The 26,661-nt window shown below is 35.0% G+C and carries 27 protein-coding genes, 1 riboswitch and 1 other annotated feature; of the genes, 9 read left to right on the top strand and 18 right to left on the bottom strand.

Annotation, left to right across the window (positions count from 1 at the left end):
* Positions 1–266: 266 nt before the first annotated feature.
* The gene (locus tag ACTQ5K_RS07760) at positions 267–1,535 is read left to right on the top strand and encodes an NAD(P)/FAD-dependent oxidoreductase (RefSeq protein WP_031540495.1); all 1,269 of its coding nucleotides are present in this window, start codon (positions 267–269) and stop codon (positions 1,533–1,535) included.
* 500 nt (positions 1,536–2,035) lie between these two features.
* Here ACTQ5K_RS07760 and ACTQ5K_RS07755 read toward each other — a convergent pair whose 3' ends face one another.
* From ACTQ5K_RS07755 to ACTQ5K_RS07735, 5 genes are all read right to left on the bottom strand, one after another.
* Positions 2,036–2,218: a sporulation protein Cse60 gene (locus tag ACTQ5K_RS07755; RefSeq protein ID WP_031540494.1), complete on the bottom strand. Its 183-nt coding sequence runs from the start codon at positions 2,216–2,218 to the stop codon at positions 2,036–2,038.
* 178 nt (positions 2,219–2,396) lie between these two features.
* On the bottom strand, positions 2,397–2,702 hold the full coding sequence (locus tag ACTQ5K_RS07750) for a rhodanese-like domain-containing protein (RefSeq protein WP_031540493.1): 306 nt from the start codon (positions 2,700–2,702) through the stop codon (positions 2,397–2,399).
* Positions 2,703–2,838: 136 nt separating this feature from the next.
* Entirely contained in the window at positions 2,839–5,259 is a 2,421-nt protein-coding gene (gene leuS, locus ACTQ5K_RS07745; protein ID WP_031540492.1) for a leucine--tRNA ligase, read from the bottom strand.
* 53 nt (positions 5,260–5,312) lie between these two features.
* Positions 5,313–5,539 (bottom strand) — a binding site (T-box leader).
* Between the two features lie 127 nt (positions 5,540–5,666).
* The gene (locus tag ACTQ5K_RS07740; RefSeq protein WP_031540491.1) at positions 5,667–6,833 is read right to left on the bottom strand and encodes an amidase; all 1,167 of its coding nucleotides are present in this window, start codon (positions 6,831–6,833) and stop codon (positions 5,667–5,669) included.
* Positions 6,834–6,867: 34 nt separating this feature from the next.
* Positions 6,868–7,434, bottom strand: coding sequence for a histidine phosphatase family protein (locus ACTQ5K_RS07735; protein ID WP_031540490.1), 567 nt, complete (start codon positions 7,432–7,434; stop codon positions 6,868–6,870).
* A gap of 271 nt (positions 7,435–7,705) precedes the next feature.
* On the opposite strand from ACTQ5K_RS07735, the gene ACTQ5K_RS07730 reads away from it, so the two are divergent.
* Entirely contained in the window at positions 7,706–8,911 is a 1,206-nt protein-coding gene (locus tag ACTQ5K_RS07730) for an MDR family MFS transporter (RefSeq protein ID WP_031540489.1), read from the top strand.
* A 47-nt stretch (positions 8,912–8,958) separates the two neighbouring features.
* Here the strand turns inward: ACTQ5K_RS07730 and ACTQ5K_RS07725 are convergent, their stop codons facing one another.
* Together ACTQ5K_RS07725 and ACTQ5K_RS07720 are read right to left on the bottom strand one after the other, a co-directional pair.
* Positions 8,959–9,123, bottom strand: coding sequence for a hypothetical protein (locus tag ACTQ5K_RS07725; RefSeq protein ID WP_031540488.1), 165 nt, complete (start codon positions 9,121–9,123; stop codon positions 8,959–8,961).
* A 12-nt stretch (positions 9,124–9,135) separates the two neighbouring features.
* Complete coding sequence (locus tag ACTQ5K_RS07720) at positions 9,136–9,399, bottom strand: YtzC family protein (protein WP_031540487.1); 264 nt, start codon at positions 9,397–9,399, stop codon at positions 9,136–9,138.
* A gap of 205 nt (positions 9,400–9,604) precedes the next feature.
* On the opposite strand from ACTQ5K_RS07720, the gene ACTQ5K_RS07715 reads away from it, so the two are divergent.
* Both ACTQ5K_RS07715 and ACTQ5K_RS07710 read left to right on the top strand, forming a co-directional pair.
* A complete protein-coding gene (locus ACTQ5K_RS07715; RefSeq protein ID WP_031540486.1) occupies positions 9,605–10,570 on the top strand; it encodes a TIGR01212 family radical SAM protein in 966 nt (321 codons plus the stop codon).
* Positions 10,567–11,139 (top strand): tRNA (mnm(5)s(2)U34)-methyltransferase, encoded by a 573-nt coding sequence (locus tag ACTQ5K_RS07710; protein WP_235251271.1) that lies wholly within the window; start codon positions 10,567–10,569, stop codon positions 11,137–11,139. Before ACTQ5K_RS07715 ends, ACTQ5K_RS07710 begins: the two co-directional genes overlap by 4 nt.
* Before the next feature lie 119 nt (positions 11,140–11,258).
* On the opposite strand, the gene ACTQ5K_RS07705 is transcribed toward ACTQ5K_RS07710, so the two are convergent.
* On the bottom strand, positions 11,259–12,353 hold the full coding sequence (locus ACTQ5K_RS07705; protein WP_031540484.1) for a tetraprenyl-beta-curcumene synthase family protein: 1,095 nt from the start codon (positions 12,351–12,353) through the stop codon (positions 11,259–11,261).
* Positions 12,354–12,367: 14 nt separating this feature from the next.
* Entirely contained in the window at positions 12,368–13,171 is an 804-nt protein-coding gene (locus ACTQ5K_RS07700) for an alpha/beta hydrolase (protein WP_031540483.1), read from the bottom strand.
* A gap of 407 nt (positions 13,172–13,578) precedes the next feature.
* Here ACTQ5K_RS07700 and ACTQ5K_RS07695 point away from each other — a divergent pair, with 407 nt between their 5' ends.
* Positions 13,579–14,430 (top strand): C39 family peptidase, encoded by an 852-nt coding sequence (locus tag ACTQ5K_RS07695; protein WP_031540482.1) that lies wholly within the window; start codon positions 13,579–13,581, stop codon positions 14,428–14,430.
* Here ACTQ5K_RS07695 and asnB read toward each other — a convergent pair.
* The 5 genes from asnB to ytkD form a co-directional block, all read right to left on the bottom strand.
* On the bottom strand, positions 14,420–16,321 hold the full coding sequence (asnB, locus tag ACTQ5K_RS07690) for an asparagine synthase (glutamine-hydrolyzing) (RefSeq protein WP_349205034.1): 1,902 nt from the start codon (positions 16,319–16,321) through the stop codon (positions 14,420–14,422). The two genes, ACTQ5K_RS07695 and asnB, sit on opposite strands and share 11 nt — an antisense overlap.
* Before the next feature lie 375 nt (positions 16,322–16,696).
* Positions 16,697–17,896 carry a methionine adenosyltransferase gene (gene metK / locus ACTQ5K_RS07685; protein ID WP_349205033.1) on the bottom strand — a complete coding sequence of 400 codons (1,200 nt, stop codon included), beginning with the start codon at positions 17,894–17,896 and terminating at the stop codon, positions 16,697–16,699.
* A gap of 317 nt (positions 17,897–18,213) precedes the next feature.
* Positions 18,214–18,371, bottom strand: a riboswitch (SAM riboswitch).
* A 69-nt stretch (positions 18,372–18,440) separates the two neighbouring features.
* The gene (locus tag ACTQ5K_RS07680) at positions 18,441–18,683 is read right to left on the bottom strand and encodes a DUF2584 domain-containing protein (RefSeq protein ID WP_031539033.1); all 243 of its coding nucleotides are present in this window, start codon (positions 18,681–18,683) and stop codon (positions 18,441–18,443) included.
* A gap of 55 nt (positions 18,684–18,738) precedes the next feature.
* Positions 18,739–19,530, bottom strand: a complete 792-nt coding sequence (locus ACTQ5K_RS07675; RefSeq protein WP_192840954.1) for an alpha/beta hydrolase family protein — start codon at positions 19,528–19,530, stop codon at positions 18,739–18,741.
* 31 nt (positions 19,531–19,561) lie between these two features.
* Positions 19,562–20,044 carry an RNA deprotection pyrophosphohydrolase gene (gene ytkD, locus ACTQ5K_RS07670; RefSeq protein ID WP_349205032.1) on the bottom strand — a complete coding sequence of 161 codons (483 nt, stop codon included), beginning with the start codon at positions 20,042–20,044 and terminating at the stop codon, positions 19,562–19,564.
* 339 nt (positions 20,045–20,383) lie between these two features.
* On the opposite strand from ytkD, the gene ACTQ5K_RS07665 reads away from it, so the two are divergent.
* Positions 20,384–20,641: a DUF6154 family protein gene (locus tag ACTQ5K_RS07665; RefSeq protein ID WP_031539030.1), complete on the top strand. Its 258-nt coding sequence runs from the start codon at positions 20,384–20,386 to the stop codon at positions 20,639–20,641.
* Between the two features lie 82 nt (positions 20,642–20,723).
* On the opposite strand, the gene ACTQ5K_RS07660 is transcribed toward ACTQ5K_RS07665, so the two are convergent.
* Positions 20,724–21,494 carry a sulfite exporter TauE/SafE family protein gene (locus ACTQ5K_RS07660; protein WP_031539029.1) on the bottom strand — a complete coding sequence of 257 codons (771 nt, stop codon included), beginning with the start codon at positions 21,492–21,494 and terminating at the stop codon, positions 20,724–20,726.
* Positions 21,495–21,863: 369 nt separating this feature from the next.
* On the opposite strand from ACTQ5K_RS07660, the gene cls reads away from it, so the two are divergent.
* Positions 21,864–23,318 (top strand): cardiolipin synthase, encoded by a 1,455-nt coding sequence (gene cls, locus ACTQ5K_RS07655; RefSeq protein ID WP_031539028.1) that lies wholly within the window; start codon positions 21,864–21,866, stop codon positions 23,316–23,318.
* A 134-nt stretch (positions 23,319–23,452) separates the two neighbouring features.
* On the opposite strand, the gene ACTQ5K_RS07650 is transcribed toward cls, so the two are convergent.
* The gene (locus tag ACTQ5K_RS07650) at positions 23,453–23,926 is read right to left on the bottom strand and encodes an S-ribosylhomocysteine lyase (RefSeq protein ID WP_031539027.1); all 474 of its coding nucleotides are present in this window, start codon (positions 23,924–23,926) and stop codon (positions 23,453–23,455) included.
* A 192-nt stretch (positions 23,927–24,118) separates the two neighbouring features.
* On the opposite strand from ACTQ5K_RS07650, the gene yidD reads away from it, so the two are divergent.
* Positions 24,119–24,376, top strand: a complete 258-nt coding sequence (yidD, locus tag ACTQ5K_RS07645) for a membrane protein insertion efficiency factor YidD (RefSeq protein WP_031539026.1) — start codon at positions 24,119–24,121, stop codon at positions 24,374–24,376.
* Here yidD and ACTQ5K_RS07640 read toward each other — a convergent pair.
* On the bottom strand, positions 24,373–24,930 hold the full coding sequence (locus ACTQ5K_RS07640; protein WP_031539025.1) for a beta-class carbonic anhydrase: 558 nt from the start codon (positions 24,928–24,930) through the stop codon (positions 24,373–24,375). The two genes, yidD and ACTQ5K_RS07640, sit on opposite strands and share 4 nt — an antisense overlap.
* Before the next feature lie 277 nt (positions 24,931–25,207).
* Between ACTQ5K_RS07640 and ACTQ5K_RS07635 the strand changes: the two genes are divergently transcribed.
* A complete protein-coding gene (locus ACTQ5K_RS07635; protein ID WP_065429131.1) occupies positions 25,208–25,372 on the top strand; it encodes a DUF1540 domain-containing protein in 165 nt (54 codons plus the stop codon).
* A 61-nt stretch (positions 25,373–25,433) separates the two neighbouring features.
* Here ACTQ5K_RS07635 and ACTQ5K_RS07630 read toward each other — a convergent pair whose 3' ends face one another.
* On the bottom strand, positions 25,434–26,636 hold the full coding sequence (locus ACTQ5K_RS07630) for an NAD(P)/FAD-dependent oxidoreductase (RefSeq protein ID WP_031539024.1): 1,203 nt from the start codon (positions 26,634–26,636) through the stop codon (positions 25,434–25,436).
* Positions 26,637–26,661 lie beyond the last annotated feature (25 nt).

Genomic DNA, 26,661 nt, shown 5'->3' with positions numbered 1-26,661 from the left:
CCTTCCTTAAACGAAGCTCTCTTTAACGTTACATAAATAAGTATTTTACCACGAAAACAATCGATAAAATATATACGATACAAAGTAAATATGAACATTTTTTTACACACTATTAGTAGTTTACCCTTTCTTAAAAAGAAACGCTACTTTTAAAAAAGGCAAGTATCTACTAACAGCTTTCTTTTTGATGAATGATACAAATCGATAAAACGAGCTAAATAATGTACTATTAAAATGAAAAATACTCCAGGAAAGTAGGATGTAGTATGCAATATGATGTAATCGTGATTGGGGGAGGCCCATCAGGATTAATGGCTGCCATTGGTGCAGCAGAGCAAAAGGCAAAGGTATTGCTAATTGATAAAGGCAATAAACTTGGCAGAAAGCTAGCAATTTCTGGAGGTGGCCGCTGTAATGTTACAAATAGGCTGCCAATTGAGGAAATCATTAAACATATCCCAGGTAATGGACGTTTTCTCTATAGTGGTTTTTCCGAATTTAATAATGAAGATATTATCGCATTCTTCGAAAACCTTGGAATCGCATTAAAGGAAGAAGACCATGGAAGAATGTTCCCAATTTCCAATAAAGCACAATCCGTTGTAGATGCATTATTGGGCGAGTTAGATAGATTAGATGTAACTATTCAAATAAACTCCCCTGTTAAGACAGTTAATTATCATGAAAATCATACAAAGACAGTGATTTTAGAAAATGGTGAAGCCAAAACATGTAAATCACTTATCATTGCGGTAGGAGGAAAATCGGTTCCACATACTGGTTCTACAGGAGATGGCTATGCATGGGCAAAAAAAGCAGGCCATACTATAACCGACTTATTTCCAACAGAGGTTCCAGTTACCTCAAAAGAAGCATTTATTCAGAATAAAGACTTACAAGGGGTTTCCTTAAGAAATGTAGGATTAAGTGTTCTCAACCCAAAAGGAAAACCAATAATAACCCACCAGATGGATATGATTTTTACTCATTTTGGAATAAGTGGACCTGCTGTATTACGCTGCAGCCAATTTGTTGTAAAAGCAAAGAAAAAATGGAATTTAGAAGAAGTAAAAGTGTCCATTGACTCTTTCCCTGCAATAAAAGAAGAAAAACTATTTCAAGACACAATGACTTTACTTAAAAATGAACCAAAAAAAGCGATTAAAAATACGTTAAAGGGTATGTTAATAGAACGATATCTACTGTTTTTACTGGCATTAGCAAATATCGACCCAACAGCTACATGTGCAACGGTTTCCCAAGATAAAATTAGACAGTTTATTCGTTTATGTAAATCCTTTACCTTTGATGTAAATGGAACCTTACCGTTAGAAAAGGCGTTTGTCACAGGTGGTGGTGTTTCTATTAAGGAGATAGTGCCTAAAACAATGGAATCAAAATTGATGGAAGGCTTGTTCTTCTGTGGTGAAATACTAGATATTCATGGTTACACTGGAGGATATAATATTACTTCTGCGTTTGTGACTGGCAGACTAGCAGGTGTTAATGCGGCACTTGTCGCAAAAGGGATGTAGTAAATAAGTGGCTGGAACATAAGCATTTCAACTAATAATAAACACGAAGTGAAATGGAGCGGAGGACGCTCGACTCCTGCGGGAAATAGAGACGCTTTAGACCCCGCAGCGCATGCGAGGAGGGTACTGAAAAAGTGAATTACCTGGTGAATCGGTAGTTATCAAACCATTCTAACTTAATGTAGGTTTTTGTTTTCCGAGGCTTACCGCACGACTCACCGGGGCGAGCGCCGAGCCGCTTCGTCGCTCACGCTCCTGCAGGGTCTCGGACTTTCTCGCATCTCCCGTAGGAGTCGAGCGGACGCCTCTCCAAACCAACTTATTATTCGCTTTCAAATAAATAAAACCTCATTTTATTTGGAGAACTAGACTTTTTCAGTGGTCTCGCATGCGAGGCTCAGCTTCCTCCCCGACGCATCGTGCGTCTGTAGCGCAATGGAACAACTTAGTGTTATAGATTAGTTTTTTTAGTTTTGTCCCAGACTCTTTTTATTTTCCTTCTATGATTTATAAATTATCATCGAGGAAAAACAATAGATTTGATCTTCTTCGTCCTCTTGTATTGCTGCGACATTATATTTAATATCTATCAGTTTTTTCTCATCTATTTTCTGTAGAAATTTATTCATTTGTAATTCAAGATCCTTCTCATGCTCTTGATCAAATAGCTTTACTTTAATCATTATTATTCTCTCCCAATTATTTAGTAGGTTTATTTAAAGGATAGACAAAATTCTCACTATTCAATCAATTTTTCTTAAGATTTTTTCATTATCCATCTTTTTAAAAAAAGCTCAAAGATAAGGAAAAGTAGAAACCTTCCTTCTTTGAGCTTTTCTAAATTATTTTAACTGCAAACTTTTAAACTGTTTTACCATGCCAATCTAGCATGCCGCCTTCCATATTTACTACTTTAAATCCTTGGTCTTGTAGATAGTAACATACGTTTTCGCTTCGCCTGCCTGATCGGCAAATAAAGATGTATTCTTTATCCTTTGAGAAGTACGCTAGATTTTCTGGAATACTATTCATCGGAATATGTTTAGCGCCAGGAATCATTCCTTCTGCTACTTCTTCGTCTTCACGAACATCTACTAATTCTAGTGTTTCCTTGTTATTTAGCTTTTTCTCTAATTCATCTGTTGAAATGGTTTTTATTAAATCCATTCTATTCCCTCCAATAACCTTTTTGTACAATGTGTATATTATTATCTCATTGTAATATAGAGTAATTTGCTAGAATATGCAATTCGTCTGCCCATAGCAAAAACGAGGCCGGTCAATATAGACCAGCCTCTTCTCGTTAATTTGCAACTATATTAACTAATTTCCCAGGAACTGCAATTACTTTACGTACTTGCTTTCCATCAATTTGTTCTTTTACTTGATTGTCTTCCATCGCGATTTGTTCCAATGCATCTTTATTTGCATCTGCTGGAACCATTAGTTTCGCTTTTACTTTTCCATTAATCTGAATAACAATTTCTACTTCATCGTCTACTAATTTTGCTTCATCATATGCTGGCCATGCTTCATAAGCGATAGATTGGTTTGAGCCCGTGATAATTTGCCATAGTTCTTCGGTCATATGCGGACATATTGGTGAAAGTAATTTCACAAATCCTTCTACATATTTTTGGGGAATACTATCTGCTTTATAGCACTCATTGATAAATACCATCATTTGTGAAATAGCTGTGTTAAAGCGAAGCGCTTCAAAATCCTCTGTTACTTTTTTAACTGTTTGATGATAAATTTTGTCTAGCCCCTTCATTTCCTCTATAGTTTGAACTTTTGAAGAAAGCTCCCCATTATCATCAACTAACAATCTCCAAACACGATCAAGGAATCTTCTAGAACCATCAAGGCCATTTGTTGACCATGCAATCGCAGCATCTAGTGGTCCCATGAACATTTCATATAAACGAAGTGTATCAGCTCCATGGCTCGCTACAATTTCATCTGGATTTACGACGTTTCCTTTTGACTTACTCATTTTTTCATTATTTTCACCAAGAATCATTCCTTGGTTGAATAATTTTTGGAATGGTTCTTTCGTTGGAACAACGCCTATATCATAAAGCACTTTATGCCAGAAGCGTGCATATAGAAGATGCAAGACAGCATGTTCTACTCCACCAATGTACATATCGACTGGAAGCCATTCTTTTATTTTTTCAGGGTCTGCAATTTGCTTGTTATTTTTTGGATCAATATAACGTAAATAATACCAGCTGCTTCCTGCCCATTGTGGCATTGTGTTTGTTTCACGTCTACCCTTTTTACCAGTTACAGGGTCTACAACGTTTACCCATTCTGCTATATTTGCTAACGGGGATTCCCCTGTACCAGATGGCTTTATTTCAGATGTTTCTGGAAGTGTCAATGGTAATTCTTCTTCCGGTACTCCAGTCATTGTGCCATCTTCCCAATGGATAATTGGAATTGGCTCACCCCAGTAACGTTGACGACTAAATAGCCAATCACGAAGTCTGTACGTAATTTTCTTCGTTCCAATTTTTTTCTCTTCTAACCAGCTAATCATTTTTGTTATCGCATCTTCTTTATTCAAACCATTTAAGAAATCAGAGTTTACGTGCTCGCCATCACCAGTATAAGCTTCTGCTTCTACATTTCCTCCAGCTACTACTTCTTTAATTGGCAACTCAAATGTCTTTGCAAACTCATAATCTCTTTCATCATGAGCAGGAACAGCCATAATGCTTCCTGTACCATAGCTTACAAGCACATAATCAGCAATCCAAATTGGCATTTTTTCTTCGTTAGCCGGATTAATGGCATAAGCTCCGGTAAATACACCTGTTTTCTCTTTTGCTAAGTCTGTTCTTTCTAAATCACTCTTACTTTTAATTTTTTCTAAGTATGCTTCTACCGCCGCTTTTTGTTCTGAAGTTGTAATTTTTTCTACAAGGGCATGCTCTGGAGCAAGTACAGCATAAGTAGCACCAAATAATGTATCAGGTCTTGTTGTAAATACAGTAAAGTTTTCCTCATGATTGTCAATTTGGAAGGTAACTTCTGCTCCTTCTGAACGGCCAATCCAATTACGTTGCATTTCTTTAATGCTTTCTGGCCAATCTACCTCATCTAAATCTTCTAATAGACGATCTGCATATGCCGTTATTCTTAATACCCATTGGCGCATTGGACGTCTTTCAACAGGATGACCTCCGCGTTCACTCTTTCCATCAATAACTTCTTCATTTGCTAGAACTGTGCCTAATGCCGGGCACCAGTTAACTGCCACTTCATCAACATAAGCTAAGCCCATTTCATATAGCTTTAGAAAAATCCATTGTGTCCACTTATAATATTCTGGGTCAGTAGTATTAATTTCACGATCCCAATCATAGGAAAATCCAAGTGATTTTATTTGGCGACGAAATGTATCAATGTTTTTCTGAGTAAATTCAGCTGGATGGTTTCCAGTATCTAATGCATATTGCTCTGCTGGCAAACCAAATGCATCCCACCCCATAGGATGAAGTACATTAAAATCCTGCATTCTCTTCATTCGAGATAGAATATCTGTTGCTGTATACCCTTCTGGATGTCCAACATGAAGTCCCGCTCCAGATGGATAAGGGAACATATCTAATGCATAAAACTTTTTCTTGCTTTTTTCTTCACTTGTTTTAAAAGTTTTGTTTTCTTCCCAAAACTTTTGCCATTTTTGTTCTATTTTCTGATGATTAAAGCTCATCTTAAATCCTCCTATAAAGTTGTTTTAGCCAAAATAAAAAGCCTCTCATCCCAAATAGGGACGAGAGGCTTTATGTATAATCTCCCGCGGTACCACCCACAATTAGTGAATAAATCACTCGCTTCATTATCCTTTAACGCAGGTGTACGGCAAGCATTACTAAAAGTTCACACTTGCAACTCAAAGGCGAGTTCAAGATGTTTTTGACTGACTTGCACCACCCGTCAGCTCTCTTTTGTTTCAAAAGGGCATCTTTACTATTCCTTATCCGTGTTGTTCACTTATATGGTCTTTATTGTATTGTATTTTGATTCATGTTGCAAGTAGTTTTCAGATGAAGCAGATATCAAGCAATCACTGGCGTATTTCTTTCATTATACGTCTCAACCTGTCTTATGTTCCTTATTTCACCATTTCCCTGCCAATTCAGCAACTAATCGAAGCAACTTTCGATCCTGATTTCGACCAGCAATAAAGGAAAGTCCAATTGGCGCTCCTTCTAAGCTTGCTAATGGTACATTCACTTGCGGAAAACCCGTTAGTCCAGCAATGCAACATAGCTGAAAAGTTTGGCTTCTTTTTACTTCTAACTCTTCCACTGGAAGATTCAAAAGTGGCGCTTTTCCAGGAGCAGTAGGAATAATTAAAATTCCGTCATCTTCAAGCAGTTTTTCCATTCTTTCCTTAATTATACGTCGCTTCTTATTATAATGTGATAAATCCTCTTCTTTTAAAGTACTTGTCCATTGGAATCTTTCTGCTATTCCTGGACCAAAAGTAGGATTTACCTTTTGAATCCACGCTCCATGTTCATGCCAAATCTCTCTTCCTTGGATTTGTCTAAAAATCTCCGCCCATTCCTTTAACCCCTCTTCTGCAATAATAGTACTGGAATAGCTTGGTACAGTAGCCTCTAATTTTTTTAAAAATGGTCTAAAGGTATCCTGTACTTCCTTGTCAGCTAATGCCCATGCATCACTTCCTATCATAAACCGTGTAAAGGAATCATCCTTTTGATTAGGTAAAAGCACGTTTCCTACTTCATATAAGATTTTTGCATCCTGTGCCATCCATCCAACCGTATCAAAACTTTTCGCAAGGGGAATAACACCATCTATAGTAACTGCACCATGGGTAGGACGGAATCCATATATTCCGCAATAGGAAGAAGGTATCCTTACTGATCCTCCTGTATCTGTACCTAACGAGAAATCAGTTAAATCTGCAGCAACTGTCACTGCGGAGCCACAAGAAGAGCCTCCAGGAATACGATTGGCGTCCTTAGGATTAATAGGAGTTCCGTAATGATAGTTTTCTCCGTTTAAGCTATACATTAATTCATCCGTAATCGTCGTTCCCTTTAATGTAGCACCATTATCCAGTAAATCAACAATTGCAGGTGCTGTTTTTTTTGCGGGCTCATGACTTTGGAGCCAATCCGGATTTCCAGCAGAAGAGGCATAATCTTTAATGGCAAATACATCTTTCACGGCAAATGTTAATCCATCCAAGCTTCCCTTTTTTGTAGCTCCAACTGAAATATTTTCATCTATATATGCACCATAATCACGCATCTTTATAAACCCCTCCCCATCTTTCTATCTTTCTTTACATTAAATGATTGACTAGGTTATAGTCTTTTACCTCCCATTTCTTCGCTTTATAATGAATATTGCTAATACATGCATTCGATAAGTAATTTTCGATCGTTAGCTGATCTTCGGATACAACAGTTAATAATGTATGTATAACAGCACCATGCGCCACTAACAATACTTTTTGATCAGGGAACTGAGAAAGTATTTTTTCTAGACCATTCATAATTCTCGTTATTAGAGCCTCTCTCGATTCTTGGTTTGGATACTGATGTTCTGGATACAAAATGGCTCTTTCTTCCCTTGTCTTCCCTTCTGCATCTCCAAAGCTACGCTCCATAAATTCATTCATTTCTACCATCTTTAGCTTTAATGCTTCATTGATGATTATCGCTGTATGCTTTGCCCTTTTCAGTGGACTTGTGACAATGACGTCCCAGTCAGAACCATCTAAATAATCTCGGCATTGTTTTGCCTGCATTATTCCATTTTCATTCAAAGGAATATCTGTCTTCCCTTGAATTTTTCCCCTTACATTCCAATCTGTTTCTCCATGCCTTATTAAACATATCTTTGTCATTTATTTGGTCCTTTCCACGTACTAACGTTATGTTTTAGCGATATTTCTACTTTATTAGAAAATTATTAATTTTTCAAACAAATTAATTGTTAATAAGATTTCCTATTATAAAAAATTCCCCTTTTTTACTAAAGAATCCCTCCTATTACATCTTATTCTATCTGAAAATTCCGCCTTTGGAAAAATCGATATTATTTTATTGCAGGTTTCTCTAAAAGGAACTACACTTATTTCTGGTATTTAGAAATTTAGTTTGCAAAGGAGCATTAATATGCCTCGTTCTCTTTGGCTATTAGTTATTGGAATGGCTGTAAACGTTACAGGCTCTTCTTTACTCTGGCCTTTAAATAGTATTTACATTCATGAGCATTTAGGAAAAACACTAACGGTTGCAGGATTTATCCTAATGCTTAATTCTGGAGCAAGTGTTATTGGTAATTTAATCGGAGGCATTCTTTATGATAAATTAGGTGGATATCTTTCTATCTTATTGGGAATATCTTTAACTGCATCCTCTTTATTAGGTCTAACTCTTTTTCATAATTGGGGTGCATACTGTACTTTCTTTACCTTATCTGGGTTTGGATCAGGAATTATCTATCCTAGCATGTATGCAATGGCAGGAAATGTCTGGCCAGCAGGAGGAAGAAAAGCCTTCAATAGTATTTATGTTGCTCAAAATGTTGGTGTTGCACTTGGGTCAGCGATTGGCGGATTCATTGCCTCTTATTCATTTCAATTTATCTTTTTATCTAACACGCTAATGTATGGAGTATTTTTCCTTATTGCCTTTTTCAGCTATAAAAACATTCAAGTAAAAAATGATATCCTTCCTTCTTTAAATAAGAAAAATTCTAGAAGAAAAGGAAAGCATATATTAAAGGGAAGCCCTGCTATGTATTCTCTTGGAATTCTAGGATTTGGTTATTTATTATGCTGGATCTGCTATGTCCAATGGCAAGCAACAATATCTACCCATACACAGGAACTTGGTATTCCCTTAACACAATATAGTTTATTATGGGCTGTAAACGGAGGACTTATTGTTTTTGGTCAACCACTTATTTCTTTTTTCACTAAAAAAGTATGCACATCCATAAAGAAACAAATGCTTATGGGGATTTCCATTTTTATTATTTCCTTCCTAATTGTGGGTAAAGCAGAAATCTTTAGTGGTTTTCTTGCGGCAATGATTATTTTGACCATTGGAGAAATGCTAATTTGGCCAGCTGTCCCAACCATCGCTGACAAGCTAGCTCCTAAAGGAAAAGAAGGCTTTTTCCAAGGGATTGTAAATAGTACTGCTACAGGGGGAAGAATGATTGGACCGCTTCTTGGAGGAATGCTTGTAGATAGTAGTGGAATGACAGTACTTGTACCTGTTTTAGTGGTCTTATTGGTTATTAGCTTCATTACTGCCTTTTTCTATGATTATCCAACAAAGGAATCTGCTAAATTAACTCCTAAGACGAATTAATATGTAAATGTCCCAACTGTTTCATGCAGTTGGGACATTTTTCATAGCTATTCTTGTCTTGTTTTCGATTTAGCTGGTTGTCCACCAGATTGTTCATATTTCTTTTTTGCTGCTTTAACTAAATCCACATCTTTCCCCAACTCTAGATCCTGATTATTTATCCCATTGCGCGTTTTTTGTTCCGGGTTATTTTTCTTTGAACGTTTATCCATAATGATGCCTCCTTAATGCAATCCTAATGTCAATTGATTTTGCATTTGTTCCACAAGTAATCTCATGCGATGAAGCTCTTCTCGTTGCTGTTGATTAGCACTATGGTCCATCGTATGCAAATCATTATAAATTTCTTCTAACTGCATTTGTGCATCTGAATATTCATTTGAATTATAATGCTCTTGACGACTTGCTGTTTCATATTGTTGTTCTGCGTAATTGATTACTTGATTGCATCGTTCTAATAATTCATTCATGGACTGACGAGTAGCCAAAAGATAACCCTCCCAACAATCAATACATTTAGAAGCAGCTTTGCTTCCGTCCATAGTATCTGTTTATTAAGCACATCCTATTACTTCCTTTTCTTAACTGATGATGAAATTCTGTTGGATTAAGACTAAAGACATGTTAAAATTCATAGGTGGAAAATATGGAAATAGAAATAAATAAATTTAAATTGCTTAGGAGGTTACTGATATGAATCAGAATAACCCATTCCCATACGCGTCAGATAATAAAAGATACCATACTTGGAATTATCATCTTCGTAACGAGTTTGGACACAAAGTTTTCAAAATTGCATTAGACGGTGGCTTTGATTGCCCAAATCGAGATGGAACAGTAGCACACGGAGGTTGTACTTTTTGCAGTGCTGCTGGTTCTGGGGATTTTGCCGGTAATCGCATCGACAGTCTCGAGAAACAATTTCATGATATAAAAAATAAGATGCATACGAAATGGAAAGACGGAAAATACATGGCCTACTTCCAAGCTTATACGAATACACATGCACCAGTGGACGTACTCCGAGAAAAATACGAAGTCGTTTTAAAGCAAGAAAACGTTGTTGGACTTTCTATTGCAACTCGTCCCGATTGCTTGCCTGATGATGTTGTTGAGTATCTTGCAGAGCTTAACGAACGTACTTATTTATGGGTAGAACTAGGCTTACAAACTGTTCATGAAAAAACAGCAACACTTATTAATCGCGCACATGATTTCCAGACCTATGTTGAAGGAGTTAATAAACTAAGAAAGCATAATATTCGTATCTGTTCCCATATTATTAATGGACTCCCAATGGAAACAAATGAAATGATGATGGAAACTGCCAAAAGTGTTAGTGAACTTGATGTACAAGGAATAAAAATCCACTTGCTTCATCTGCTTAAAGGAACGCCAATGGTAAAGCAATACGAAAAAGGCATGCTTGAATTTTTAACATTTGATCAATATATATCACTGGTTTGTGATCAATTAGAAATATTACCACCAGAGATGATTATTCATCGAATTACCGGTGACGGACCAATTGAGTTGATGGTTGGACCGATGTGGAGTGTAAATAAATGGGAAGTTTTAAATAAAATTGATGCAGAATTAAAAAACAGAAATAGTTGGCAAGGAAAATTTTATCAGGCAAATAAGAAGGTGACACAATGAAGCTTGAAAGAGTTATTCCTTTTGCACATCAATTATTAGAAAAAGCTGTTTCAAAAGGCGCCATCGCTATCGATGCTACAATGGGTAATGGGCATGATACGGTCTTCCTCGCAAAACTTGTTGGCGAAAAAGGGAAAGTTTATAGCTTTGATATTCAAAAAGATGCTTTACTTGCGACAAAGGACAAGCTAACCAGTCAAAAATTGGAAGCAACTGCTTCTCTTCATTTGTGCGGACATGAGCATATAATGGAAGTTGTTCCTACTATGTACCATGGTAAAGTCACTGGTGCTATTTTTAATCTAGGCTACTTGCCTGGAGGGGATAAATCGATTGTAACAAAGGCTGACACAACTATTGCAGCAATCGAACAATTACTACAAATCCTGTCTAAAGAAGGTATTATTGTATTAGTTATATATCATGGCCATCCCGAAGGTGCTATTGAACGAGACAAGTTAATTGCCTTTGTCGAAAATATAAATCAACAGGAAGCCCATGTACTTCGCTACCAGTTTATTAATGGAATTAATAATCCTCCTTTCATTATTGCTATTGAAAAAAGATAATGTTAAATTTATCTAATTAGGGCTGGGGTGTTAACCTTTCCCTTATTGGATTATATATTAAAAAAGTTAGACAAAACTACCCTTTTTCAAGAAGTTTGTCTAACTTTTTCTAATTACATTTATTTACTAAATGCTCTTAATGCTATGGCTGGAACTACTTTTTGAAATTTTCTATAGGCTCTTCCATTTAAATAGAAAAAATAACCAATTGGACCTGAGGTTTTTATCATGTTTTTCGCAAGTTTTCGGATATTTTGCTGTTTATAAACCTTCTCATCTGATAAATAAACACCTAATAATCCCCTATTAATCAATTTATGAAATTTCTGATGTGGCAATTTATTAGTATGACGGTCTGCCTCTGTTACAAAATGTTTTAACCGATTGAATAACTCTTCCTCATTTTTATAATAAAAGCAGAAATTTAAATCTCCACCTATTTTATCTTCCTCTTGATCAATAAAATAATCTAACAGTATATGAAGACCTTGAATGTATGGAAAATACCCGTCTCTAATTAAAGCGGCATAGGAATCATCAAAGTCATCACGAAACGCATAAGAAACTAAGCAAAATATCCCTAGAGTAGATCCGGAGCAAGCAGAAAATTCATACCACTCCATTTTTGGCACATGATTTTTATTTTTCTCAAACCAAAACTTTAATCTTGGAATTCGCTCTTCCATATTTACATGTTTATGTATTTGTAAATCACAGTAATAGCGGCATAACTCAAGAAGCTGTTCTCTTATACTCGCATAATTCTGTAGCTCACTCAGTGTATCCCTACAAGTTTTAGCAAGATCATATAAATAGCCTCCATCATCTTGGTCTTCTCGATAACGATAATAGTTACTCGGCTCAGCACCTACTGTTAAGGCATGCTCCATCGATTCATGCAAAGCTGAAAAATCATTCGGATCTAGTGAAGTGCTTCGATCACAGAGATTATCTAAATAATCACTTATGGTTTGATAAGCAACAATAAATTTAATTACTTCTTTGTATTTACTCATGGCTATAAGCGCCATAATGGAACCACCTTCACAATGAAAGGTTTTATGCTCAATACTTGCTAATGCTTGCTTCCTTAATTCTAAATTGGGAATATTCCTTGCTCTTTGTGTCCAATAATTTAATTCCTGATGAACAACTGGAAAAACCTTCAAGTAAACCTTCGACATTAATGTTAATGGCATCTTTGGAACTGACATATTAAATACCTCGCTTATACGATATAACCAATTGCTTTCAATTGACTATTGATAAAATCCTTCGTGTATTCAAACACTTCTTCTCTTTCTGGTTCATTAAATATTTCATGATAATAATCTGGCCATTCCTTATATCGCTTTTCTGATAATGGTACCATATTGAACCAGGATTTTACCATTTTTTTATCTACAACAAGATCACCGCCTCCTTGCATAACTAGTAGGGGCAAGTCTTGTGTTTTCGCTATATCTTCAAAAGCTCGTTTTGTTGCGTCAATTAATTCTCGATACCATCTTACAGAAACTTTTGTGATGTATAATGTATCATTGGAGTCAATTTCTCTAACCTCTGCATTGCGAGTTGCCATATCAATCGTTAATCCAGAATTAATTCTAAGTTTGGGAGCCACTTTATTTAAGACAAGGGACATTAAACTTATTAATTTATTTGGATATTTTACTAATCCTAAACAAGGGGAGGATAAAATCATCCCCGCAATTTTTAATTTATCTTGTTGAAGCAATCTAATGGATGCAAGGCCACCCATACTGTGCCCCAATAAAAAAACAGGCAAATCAAATTGATATGCTGCTTGAATCCAATCTTTAATTTCTATTGTATATTCATCAAAAGAGTCTATATGCCCTCTATCAGATCTTGTTGTCATTCCCTGTCCAGGAAGATCTCCCATTACAACATGAAAACCGGCTAACCGAAACATTTCAATAAGCCATCCATATCTTCCATGGTGCTCCATTGCTCCATGAACAATAACAATGACAGCCTTTGCGTTTCCCTCAGCTTCCCATTTCCACATAACAGTTCCTCCATCCCATCCAAAATCTATATTATTTTACATATTTTCAAACAAAACATAGTTATTAAGGAAAAATAAAGATTTGTTTTATACATTAACCATTAAAGAATGAAACCCTTTAAGCGAAGTATAGTTTTATTATTATTTTCCAAAGTTTCTTTAATTATAGCAAATATATTGAAAATGTAACGATATTAACCATCACACGTCCATGCTCAAAAATTATGGTATACTAGAAGGTGGTTTAATTTGTCGAATATTAGGGAAGGAAATCATGAATGAATATCGTTTAAAGAAGCATTCAACTAAGCATTATTGCGTTATAAATATTACTCTATTTTCCTAAAGGTATTCTTATTTTAAACCGATAAAAATAAATAAAGATAGTAATTAGGTGAGAATATAAAATGAATTCAAATACAATGATAGTCCTATCATTAATTACATTGTTTTTCTTATTATATTTATTGGTAAGAAAAAAATTAAACACAATAGCTAAAAGCATCTATTTATTTACGATATTCGCCATGGTAGCTGTTAGTTTTTTGCTTATTAATAGAAATGACTTCCCCCAAATAGTCTATGCAAAAGAAGTTGCTACACAGAACACACGTAAAGCTCTTTTATCAGTAAAAGAGGAAACTGATTTATTGAAGGAATCCGTTTTATTGGATGCTCCTATTCTTAATCAGTTACCAGAGCTCCCAAGAGGCTGTGAAGTAACAAGTCTTGCAATGCTGCTTCAATATGCTGATGTCGATGTTGATAAACTGACATTAGCAGAGGAAATTAAAAAAGATAGTACACCATATGTTAGAGAAAATGGCACAATCTATTACGGAAATCCTAATGACGGATTTATTGGAGATATGTACTCCTTAAGTGGTCCTGGGTTAGGCGTATATCATAAACCAATAGCTGCACTAGCTGAGCAATATTTACCTGGTTCCATTGTTGACTTTACTGGATCTGATTTTGAAGAAATTAAAACACATCTGTCCAGTAATCATCCAGTATGGGTAATTACGAATTCAACTTTTAAGAAATTACCAGATAGTGCATTCCGTACATGGCATACACCAAGTGGCACAATAGAGATTACCTATTCTGAGCATTCTGTATTAATTACAGGCTATGATGAAGAGTATATTTATTTTAATGATCCCCTTACTGGCGAAAAAAATAAAAAAGCACCCATAACGGATTTTGAAGAATCCTGGGTGCAAATGGGTAGTCAAGCAATTACGATTAGTTCTTAATTGCTACCTTTCCCTCTTTTAAATATTCCTTTTCAAAGGAATATTTTTTTTCGATATAAATGCTATGCCATACCATGAACATTAGCACTGTCCATATTTTACGGCTATTATCTGCTTTTCCTTGACAATGGTCTTCCAATAATTGGAGCACAACCGATTTATTTAATAAGTGATCTGTATCGCTCTCTTTAATAATATTTTTCGCCCATTCATTCATTTCATCCTTTAGCCAATGACGAATTGGAACAGGGAAGCCGAGCTTTTTGCGATTTAACACATGTTCTGGTACAAATGATTCTGCTGCTTTGCGTAAAATATATTTTGTTGTACCATCCGCTGTTTTTAATGATGTCGGGATTTTCGAAGCGACTTTAAAGACCTCTTTATCTAAGAACGGCACACGTAATTCTAACGAATGAGCCATCGTCATTTTATCTGCTTTTAGTAAAATATCTCCTCGCATCCAAGTATGAATGTCAATGAATTGCATACGATCTACAGGATCATAACCAAGGCTTTCTTCATACAACGGCTTAGTAATATCTCTATAGTGCAAACCTGTATTATAGACAGAAAGTAATTTTTCTTTTTCTAACTCAGAAAACATTTTCGCGTTGCCAATATATCTTTCTTCCATTGGAGTGACTCCACGCTCAATAAAGCTCTTTCCTTTCATGCCTTCTGGAAGAATATTTGCCACAGCCCGCAACAATTTTTTTCCAACGTTCGGAATTTTATTAAACACTTCTAAAGATTGTGGTTCGCGATAAATATTATATCCGCCAAATAATTCATCTGCGCCTTCCCCAGAAAGGACAACCGTTACATGCTTTCTTGCTTCACGTGCTACAAAGTATAAAGGCACACAAGCTGGATCTGCTAAAGGGTCATCCATATGCCACATAATTCTCGGAATCTCGTTCATATATTCCTGTGGAGAAATAATATAGCTAATATTTTCTAGTCCTAATTTATCAGCTGTTTCTTTTGCTACATCTATTTCACTAAAGCCGTTATGCTCAAAGCCAACGGAGAAAGTTTTAATGCTAGGATGGAATTCTTTTGCAATACTTGCAATAATAGATGAATCAATTCCACCTGACAGGAAGGATCCAACAGGAACGTCGCTTCTCATATGCATTTTAACACTATCGAACAGTACATCTTTAATTTCCTTTGTAAACTCGTCCTCTTGTTTGACAACTGGTTTAAAGGATGCTCTCCAATATCGTTTAATTTCCATTGGTTCGCCAATTTTTTTTGTGAAATAATGACCTGGTTCTAGCTTTTTAATTCCCTCTGACATCGTATAAGGTTCAGGGACAAATTGATAAGTTAAGTAATGTTGCAAGGAAGTGTAATTGATAACATCACTTTCTAATGCTAATGAAATACTTTTCTTCTCAGAAGCAAAGTATGTTTTTTCACCATCTTCTAAATAGAAGAAAGGTTTAATTCCAAACGGATCACGCGCTCCATATAATGTCTCTTCTTGCTTATCCCATATAATGAATGAGAACATACCACGAAGCTTTTCTACCGCTTTTTCCTTTTCATGGCTATATAAAGCGATAATTACTTCTGTATCTGAATTTGTTTGGAAAGTTAAACCTGCTTTTACTAGCTCTTCTCTAATTTCTAGATAGTTATAAACTTCCCCATTAAAGATTATCCAATAGCGTTCATTTTCATATGTTAAAGGCTGATGCCCACTTTCAATGTCTATAATACTTAATCGGCGAAAACCAAATTGAATGTGGCTATCATAAAAATATCCTTCATCATCAGGACCTCTATGTGTTATAACACGATTCATTCCTGTAAATAATTCTTTTTGTTCTTCTTGAAAGTTTTGTGCTTTTTCATGTACACAGCCAACAAAACCACACATATTGCTCTCACCTTCTCCATTTCTTTTCCTACATATATTAGGACATTCATAACCATTTTTCATTGTTCTTACAATAAACCATAATTAAAATTTTACTATACCCCTAAATAGAAATTATGTTAATAGGTAATAAGATTCATAAAACCATCACTTAGTATTCTATTGTAGCATAAATAGTGTAAATTTTTAATTGGCTATTAACATTTCATCTCTGTATTTTTCTTAGAGATGGAAAAATTAATATCGTACTGATTACGGATTTTCCTTTGCCAATGAATAACGGAGTTCGACATCAAGTATTTAGACGAAAAATAAGGAAAGAAGTTACACTTTCATGCAACTTCTTTCCTTATACATTTAATTTATTAGAAGCATTTAAGCTTCGACAGCAGTTTTTATTAACTCTGCTCTATCTGTACGTTCCCAAGGTAAATCAATATCAGTGCGACCAAAATGACCATAAGCAGCTGTTTGTCTATATATTGGTTTACGAAGATCTAGCATCTTGATAATTCCTGCTGGACGAAGATCGAAGTTTTCGCGAACTGCCTCTACAAGTTTATCTTCTGCAACAATTCCAGTTCCAAACGTATCAACAGAAATAGATACTGGTTGTGCTACACCAATTGCATAAGCTAATTGTACTTCTACTTTATCAGCTAATCCTGCTGCGACAATATTTTTTGCCACATAACGTGCTGCATATGCCGCTGAGCGATCCACTTTTGTTGGATCTTTCCCAGAAAATGCTCCACCGCCATGGCGAGCATATCCACCATATGTATCAACAATGATTTTACGACCAGTTAATCCAGCATCTCCTTGTGGTCCGCCAATAACAAAGCGTCCTGTTGGATTGATGAAATACTTTGTATTTTCATCTATTAATTCAGCTGGTACAACAGGCTTGATTACATATTCTTTAATATTACGTTGAATTTGTTCTAATGTTATCTCTGGGTGATGCTGTGTGCTTATTACGATTGTATCAATACGAACAGGCTGATTATTTTCATCGTATTCGACTGTTACTTGTGTTTTACCATCCGGACGTAAGTATGGTAAGATTTCTTCTTTTCTTACCTCTGCTAGTCTTCTTGATAGTTTATGTGCCAATGAAATCGGTAATGGCATTAATTCCTTTGTTTCATTACATGCAAATCCGAACATTAATCCTTGGTCTCCAGCACCAATTGCTTCTATTTCCTCATCCGTCATCATACCTTCACGAGCTTCTAGAGCTTGGTCTACTCCTAATGCAATATCAGCGGATTGCTCGTCAATAGAAGTTAAGACTGCACTTGTTTCTGCATCAAATCCATATTTCGCGCGTGTATAGCCTATTTCTTTGATTGTTTCACGGACAATTTTCGGGATATCCACATATGTAGAAGTCGTTATTTCACCTGCAACAAGAACTAATCCTGTTGTTACAGATGTTTCAGCAGCAACTCTTGCATTAGCATCTTTAGCTAATATAGCGTCCAAAATAGCATCTGAAATTTGATCACAAATTTTATCTGGGTGACCTTCAGTTACCGATTCAGAAGTAAACAAGCGACGTTTTGTTGACATCTGATTTCCTCCTTATTTTAGAAAAAAGTAGAGCGAGGCCTAATTCCTGCACTCCTTAACCTTATCTTGATACGGTACTCATTCCCTAGATAGTATGAAGTAAAAATGGCGTTTTTATCCGAAGTCAATTCCGTGCTCTATTATATGTAACACTAGTAAAATGTCTGTAAACATAATATATATAACGAAGTATTTTGTTTCTAATAAAAACACACACCTAAAAATATACATTTTTATAAAAGATAATTAATTCATTTTACACAAAAAACCTTTTCAATAGTGAAAAGGCTCCTAGTAAAATCAATTCGCACCTTTCACTCTTATCGTTCAAGGAATATTCCTTGCTTCAGGTTAGCACCTTTCCTAAGAGAATGTCTGATTCATTTCATAAAAATGAAATAATTCAGTAATTTTCTTCACATAGTAGGTTGCTGGGTTTCATCGGGCCAGTCCCTCCACCAGCTCAGGATAAGAGAGTATCCGTTCAAAGTAAAATGATAGCTCAATCTAACAACGCATGTCAATCATTTTTCACTAGATTGAATTAATTTGTTGAATTCAATGCAATAAGCTTATAAGTAATGGACGTCTTTCCATTTTCCCATGCTAATTTTTCAATTGTCGCCATTCCAGATATCTCAGCTATTTTTGTTTTTCTAACCTCTAGCGGAATATTCATTGGATATAAACGGTAATCTTCTTTTTCTAATAGAAAAAGATTTTCTTCTAGTCTTATTTCTTTCCCTTTTGTTACAATCATTGTATTTAATTCTAAGGGCATACCCATTTTCCATTCCCCTTCTCTTTTTCTATTTTTATCCATTATTAATAGAGTATTTCTTTTATTTTACCATTTTCCCCACTTGTTTTTTCATCCAGCTAGATAGAGATGTGACAACTTTACGATTCGTAGCAGGAGGAAAGTAATGCGTAAATTCAGGAAAATACCATGTGCCCACTTCTTTACCTAACTGTTTTAATTTTGCTTCCAACCTTAGGCTATGTTCAACCGATACATTAGTATCCAATTTCCCATGAATGATTAGCGTAGGTGCATTTATTTTTTCTAATTGATAAAGTGGAGTTCTTGCATCATATCTGTCTGGATATTTTGAAGGCGTTCCTCCAATTACTCTTTTCATCATCCTACGTAAATCCTTTCGTTCTTCATAGGTGAGGAACATATCGCTGACACCACCCCATGTAACAATTGATTGAACAGGACAATTTATGCCCACAAATAAAGCCATCACTCCGCCTCTTGAAAAACCAAATACATGTACATTATTTACATTCGATAAATTCTTTAATAGTGCAAATGCAGCGATGGCATCATTTTTGTCTTCGCCCGCAAAGTCTTCATTTCCATCCCCACCTTGATTACCACGATAAAAAGGTGCGAACACAACAAAACCCTCAGATGCAAATTGGATAACTCTCCCGGGACGGACCTTCCCTACATTTTTGATGCCTCCTCTCAAATAAAGAAAACCATCATAAATTTCCCCGTCATTTGGAGAAGCAAGCATTCCCTTTACTTTTAAGCCATCAACATAATAAGTAACTAAAAAAAGATCAATAGAAGGATTAGGAGATGGAAATCGAATTTTTTCTATTATATCACCATTGTTCATGTCAATTGCTCCTTTACTTTTTTCTCCTATATTACCCTTTCCTTTCGCTTAATAATTCGTTCTGAATGGAAGAAATACAATATTTGATGACATCATCCTTCATAATAAAGCTAAATGAATCATCCAAACGTATTTCCATTAAATCGCCTTTAATTAAAACTGGACCAGCTGTCTCCTGATAATCATCTTTTGGAACTAATTGACTAATTCTTGCAAAAAATACATCCTTCACAAATGGTTCTTCTCCGAATACCTGATAGGATGCGATCCATTGAAGCCTATCAATAATCCCACCTGTTTCTTCCATAACCTCTCTATGAGCTGTTTGAATAATTGTTTCATTTTTTTCTCTTTTGCCGCCTGGAAATTCTAATCCCCTCTTTTTATGGGCCGTTAACAACCATTGATTTTTATACTGACAAATGACTAATACATGCATTGCTTCTTGCATCCATTCATTTTTTTTAAAAGAAAGTTTCACTAAATTTTTATTTTGATCATAAAATATCTCCATACCTTCTCCATTATTATGTATTATTAATATAAGTAGCTTGCATACTAAAGCAAATACATGCCTTTTAACCTGATTTTATGATATATATTATTATCATAGCAAATACTATCTATAAAACTGGAGTTTTTTATCGATAAAAAGGGTATTATTTTTTATAGATAGTAATTCCAACCATCTATTGAAATAAGATGAATACAATACGATCAAGAAACACTCATCTTTCTTAACATAATGTTCACATTATAGCTAGCAAAAATATCATGTTATCATATATAATACGGTTAAATAAAACGGTTACATTTGCATTCGATAATAAGACTGAAATAGGAGGACAACATAATGAAAATTGTTGATGAACTTTACAACTTATATAAAAATAAACTAACTGGGGATGAAGAGGATATTGATATGCTCGCCTTTGCTTTTTTAGAAGAAATGAGCAGAGAAGATTTATTACATATTATTCAAGAATTAAATGAACAAGAATTATATGATTTAATGGGTCTTTATTTAATTGAAAGCTTAAAAGGAAAGTTTGCCAGTGAAGATTATCGAAAACCTAATAGCCCTATCTTTACCCATCGAAATGTACACTGAATCGTCCTGTATTTAAATAAAAGGCTGTTGATAAACATCGGCTCACACAGAAAAACGATCATTTATCAAACGGCCTTTTTATTTATCGATTTGTTATGTAATCATATATATTTTTTCCAATCAATGTGGCAGAAACAAGGACAAATAATATTTTCACATAATTTGACCCTTTTGCAATGGCAACGCGAGAACCAATGTAAGCTCCTAAAATCATAGCAATTCCCATCACGAAACCATATAAATAGTACACTGAATCATAACATAAAAAAACGATAAGTGCTGTCAAATTACTTCCGAAATTAAGAACCTTGGCATTGCCAGCGGATTCCACAAAATCAAAACCCATTAAAAGAAAGGAAAATAAAAAGAACGAACCCGTCCCTCCCCCTAAAAAACCATCGTAGAAACCGATTAATGGTACAATGAAAAGAGCAAAGAGAAGCTTCTTTTTCGTCATTCCATTATATGTAGAGTTTATTCCCCATTCTTTTTTCGTAAGTGTATAAATAGTTACTACGATTAAAACAACAAGGATTAACGGCTTAAGTGATTCGGATGGTATTTTTTGTACAACATAAACTCCGATTGCGGAACCAATAATGGAAAGAGGCAAGAGTTTTACTATCAATTTCTTATCCGTTTTTCCATGCCTTATAAAAGAAATCGAACTAGTTAATGATCCCATGGTCGAAGCTAGCTTATTTGTACCTAACGCAATTTGTGGTGGCAATCCGGTAAATAAAAGAGCAGGTAATGATATTAATCCGCCGCCACCAACAACTGAATCAATAAATGCAGCAATAAATCCGGCTCCAATTAAAAAAAGTAGCATTCCAAGATGTAATTCTTCCATAAAAAATACTCCTTACCTGAACGTCTATTTCCAATTTAGGTAATGATTGACCGATAGACTAATTCCTACCATAACATATTAGTCATGGTCTATTTAGTACAAGCAATAACCAAATTTCGAAAACAGCTTTGTTATAACCCTTATAATATTTAACAAGCTTTCCTAGTCTACTTTATCACAATAAAGGAAAAAGGAGTATTCTTCTTTTTAAAAAGAAATCAAAATAGTACCAAGTTTTATCCTTATCCCCTATAATAGTACAGGATATTTCTTTAGGAACATGCACAAATATTTAGTCTTACTGGTATTACGAAGATTTTTTATGTATCGCATATAGCTGCAGTTTTAGCGAGAAAGGAAAAGAATTCGATGCACATTTATTCCATTATCTTAAGTGTCATTATTTTACTTAACATTATTTTTGCTTTTCTTGTTATCTTCTTTGAAAGAAAAGATCCTATTGCTACATGGGCATGGTTAATGGTACTTACCTTTATCCCTATCCTTGGATTTATTTTATATTTACTTTTCGGCCAAAATTTACGAAATAGAAAGTTATTTCAGTGGGATGAGCGAAAAAAACTCGGAATAGAGCCCATTTTAGCTTCCCAACTTTTACAAATAAGCTCTAACCAATTGCGCACTACGAATGAAGTAATTCGAAAAAATCAAGATTTAATTTATATGAATTTATTTAACAACGATGCCGTTCTCACAGAAAACAATGCTGTAGAAATCTTTACAGATGGGAACCAGAAATTCAAACAATTATTTACAGATATCAAAAATGCAAAAAAGTCGATCCATTTACAGTACTATATTCTTAAAAATGATGGTATTGGCTCAGATCTTATTAGCCTACTCGTTGAAAAGGCAAAAGAAGGAGTAGAAGTTCGTTTATTATATGATGAGCTCGGCTCCAGAACATTGCGTAAAAAGGTTTTCAAAGAATTGCGGGCAGCAGGTGGATTTGTTGAAGTATTTTTCCCAAGTAAATTTCATTTAGTCAATTTACGCCTAAATTATCGAAATCATAGAAAACTGGGAATTATTGATGGAAAAATTGGCTATATCGGTGGATTTAATGTTGGAGATGAATATTTAGGGCTTCATCCGAAATTTGGCTATTGGAGAGATACTCACTTACGCATAGTGGGTACAGCTGTATATGCCATTCAAACAAGATTTATTCTCGACTGGAATCAAGCCTCACATTTACATGCAATTAATTATTCACCTGACTATTTTCCAGGAAAAATTGAGGAGATTATCGGGAATATCGGCATGCAAATTGTATCAAGCGGTCCTGATTCAGAATGGGAGCAGATAAAGAATGGCTATATTAAGATGATTACTTCCGCAAAAGAAAGTGTTTATATTCAAACACCTTATTTTATTCCCGATGCAAGCTTACTGGATACATTAAGAATTGCTGCACTCTCTGGAATCGACGTAAAAATAATGATTCCTAACAAACCAGATCATATGTTTGTCTATTGGGCAACCTATTCTTATATCGGTGAAATGCTAAAAGCTGGAGCGAAAATTTATATATACGAAAATGGATTTATCCATGCTAAAACGATTTTAGTTGATCGAAAAATCGCTTCTGTTGGAACTGCCAATATTGATATGAGAAGCTTTAGACTTAATTTTGAAGTGAATGCTTTTATTTATAGTGAACAAATCGCTAATGAATTAACAGATGACTTCCTAGAAGACATGGAGTTTTCTACCCATTTAACAGCAGAACAATATTCTAAAAGATCATTATGGATTCGTTTCAAAGAATCCTTTTCACGACTCCTTAGCCCTCTTTTATAAGGAATCAAAAGAATCAATTTTGCATGAAAATGCCTACAATATATTAAAAAAGACAAAATGCCTCGAGAATGTGTCCATTCTCGGAGGCATTTGTCTACAATCTGAAAGAGAGACAGATGCCTCTCTTTTCCTACTTATGCAAATACTTGTTTTAATTCCTCTTTATCTTTGCTTAACCAAAAATTCATCAGTCTTTTCGCCCCTTCAAGATCATGAAGTTTCGCTTGACCACATTGTTTTTCATTAGCTGCAGGAATCTCAGTAATTTCTATAGCTGTCTTCATGGTTGCCTCTAATAAATCGATAATTTCATCCACCGTAGGTTCCCCACTAACAACTAGATAATAGCCAGTCTGGCAACCCATGGGGGAGATATCAATGATATCAAAATGATTATATTTATCCACATGGGCACGTAAATTAAATGCTAATAAATGCTCTAAAGTATGAATAACGTCAGGCTTCATAGCTTGCTTATTCGGCTGACAAAAGCGAATATCATATTTATTTACAACTCCATCACTACCTACTTTGTGTACGCCACAATGTCTCACATAGGGAGCTTTTACTGCATTATGATCTAATTCAAAGCTTTCAACTGAAGGCATATAAACATCTCCTTTTATTCATGTATCTCTATTATACCTAAAAAACCGAGTAATTTCATCAACTTAATATATATAATATTTTTCCAGTAGAAATTAGTGCTATTTCTCCAAAATGATGGCTAAAAGTGAATACTTTATTCGTGTTCCACTCCATGGTATACTACTTGCAAAGAAGGAGAGGGAAATAAGCTAATGAAACATGTTTTTTTATTTATTATCCGCTTTTATAGAAAAGTAATTTCTCCATTAAAGCCACCAACCTGCCGTTTCTATCCAACATGCTCTTCCTATGGTTTAGAAGCCATACAAAAATTTGGCGCTTTTAAAGGAGGGTACTTAACAATCAAACGAATTCTTAAATGCCATCCCTTTCATCCTGGTGGGGTAGATCCAGTGCCTGATGAATGGAAGTGCAAAAATCATACCCATCCACCAAAAGAAAATAATTAATATCCATCAACAATTAAATCTAATTTTCCCGTTTTTGGATCAATAACTAATCCGTGTACTGGAACTCCATTTGGTAGTAAAGGATGTTTTTTTATCATATCTACACTATGTGAAACACTATCCTCTACTGAATCAAATCCGGTTAACCATTTTTCAAGGTTTATTCCAGAATGCTGCAATGTAGCGAATGTATCATCCGCAATGCCTCTTTCTTTCATTTTTTCCATCATACTGTCAGCGTGTAGTGCACTCATTCCACAATCATGGTGTCCTATCACCACTACTTCATCCGCTTGTAACTCATACACTGCAACTAAAATACTGCGCATGATGCTACCAAATGGATGAACAACTACAGCACCTGCATTTTTGATAATTTTTACATCCCCATTAGAAAGATTTAATGCTTGTGGTAATAGCTCTAAAAGTCTTGTGTCCATACAAGTTAAGATTACCATTTTTTTATTTGGAAATTTGCCCGTTATAAATTTTTCATATTTTTGTTCCCTAACAAACTCCTCGTTATACACTAAAATATTTTCTAATAAACTCACTTTAAGCACTCCTTAAAAAAATCATTCATTATAAAAAATAAAAACAGCTACTTTTTCAAAATAGGAAAAATATTCTCCCTATTAATAGTAATGAAAATTCATATAATATACAAATTTGAAATCTTTGTTCCTTCAAATTCTGGCTTTTCTTAAAAATTGTTCTAGGTATGTATCTCCTCCCTCCTTCTAATACTAATATGTAATGAGATCTTAATCTGTCTCATTGATAGGAATGAAATCCTTGTGAAAAAAACTTATTAATAAGGAGTGATACCCTATGGCAAAAGATGTACTTTGTGAAGTAAGTAACTGTACTTATTGGGAAAAAGGAAATCATTGTGGTGCTGATCAAATTTATGTAGTAAGTAATGTTGGGAAACACGCGGATACAAGTTATGAAACAGACTGTAAAACTTTTGAGCCTGAAACAAGCTTAAGCTAAATAGTTAAAAAACGCAAAAAAGAATCCCGTAGAAGTTTTATCACTTTTTCGGGATTCTTTTTTATCTATCCAATCGTACTAAATCTGCATCTTGGTGTACCCCTTTTGTGATTAAATCCTTTATTATCGTAGAACCAAAGGAACTGTAAACCGTGCCATTTCCACCGAATCCTAAACAATAATAGACGTTTTTACTATTGGGTACTTCTCCAATAAAAGGGATTCCATCCTTTGATTCTCCAAACGTAGCACCATAAGTATAGTCAGCTTTTAGTTGGATTTGTGGAAAATGTTCCTTAATACGAGCCAATAATTTATGACCATATGCCTCTAATATCTTCGGATCACTCGGTGCCTCCATTGTTTCTTCATCTAAACCACCAGCAACAATTCTTCCATCAAAAGTCGTTCTCATATAGAAATAGGGACGCTTCGTTTCCCAAATAAGGCACCTATCCTCCCATTGATGAAACGAGGGAATTGGATTCGTAACCGTTACATAAGTTCTATTTAATTCCGTTGCCATATTTCGTGTATAATTATCCAATTCATAACCTGTTGCATAAACAACATGCTTTGCCCGAATATTTGCGGTTTCACTTTTATACAGCCAGTAGCCATCTTGAAAATGTACCTTTTCGACTTCAGTATTTTCGAACACTTGAATATTATTACATTTCGAAGCCTCTTTTACTAAAGATACAACAAGCCTATGAGGATTTACTTCTGCGTCCCCACTTGTGCGAATTGCTACATGTTTTCTAAACCCATACGTTTTATAAATCATTTCCGCATCTAAAAATTCTACAGGAAAATCATATTTCTTGAGCATTTCATATTCGTTTTTAATGGATTGGACATCAGCTTCTGTACTTGCATAATATAAGCTTTGCCTATTCTCAAATTGAATGTCAGCCTTTAGGGATGACGCTATTTCTTTCAATTCCTCCATTCCCTTCAAGCACAATCGGTAAAAGCGAACTGCATCTTTCTCCCCTATGTTTTCAGCAAAGGAATGTAGCATTTTATCATTACAGTATTGTAATAAGCCAGTGTTAGCAGCAGAACTGCCATCCCCTACTTGATCTTTCTCCACTAGAATAACTTTAAGTGGTTCCTTCGCTAGTTTATATGTTAACAAAGCACCTGACATACCTGCCCCAATAATTAGAACATCACATGACATGTCTTCACTCAGCTTTGGATAAACTGGTTTATTCCCCAAAGTTGTCGGCCAATATAATGATCCATGGTATAAGCTCACAAACCAACACTTCTTTCTTTCTATT

The sequence above is a fragment of the Niallia sp. Sow4_A1 genome (assembly GCF_052116745.1).
In the GTDB taxonomy this organism is placed as follows: Bacteria; Bacillota; Bacilli; order Bacillales; family Cytobacillaceae; genus Niallia; species Niallia hominis.
The sequence above is the reverse complement of the archived record's forward strand: the minus strand, read 5'-3'. Positions and strand labels throughout refer to the sequence as shown.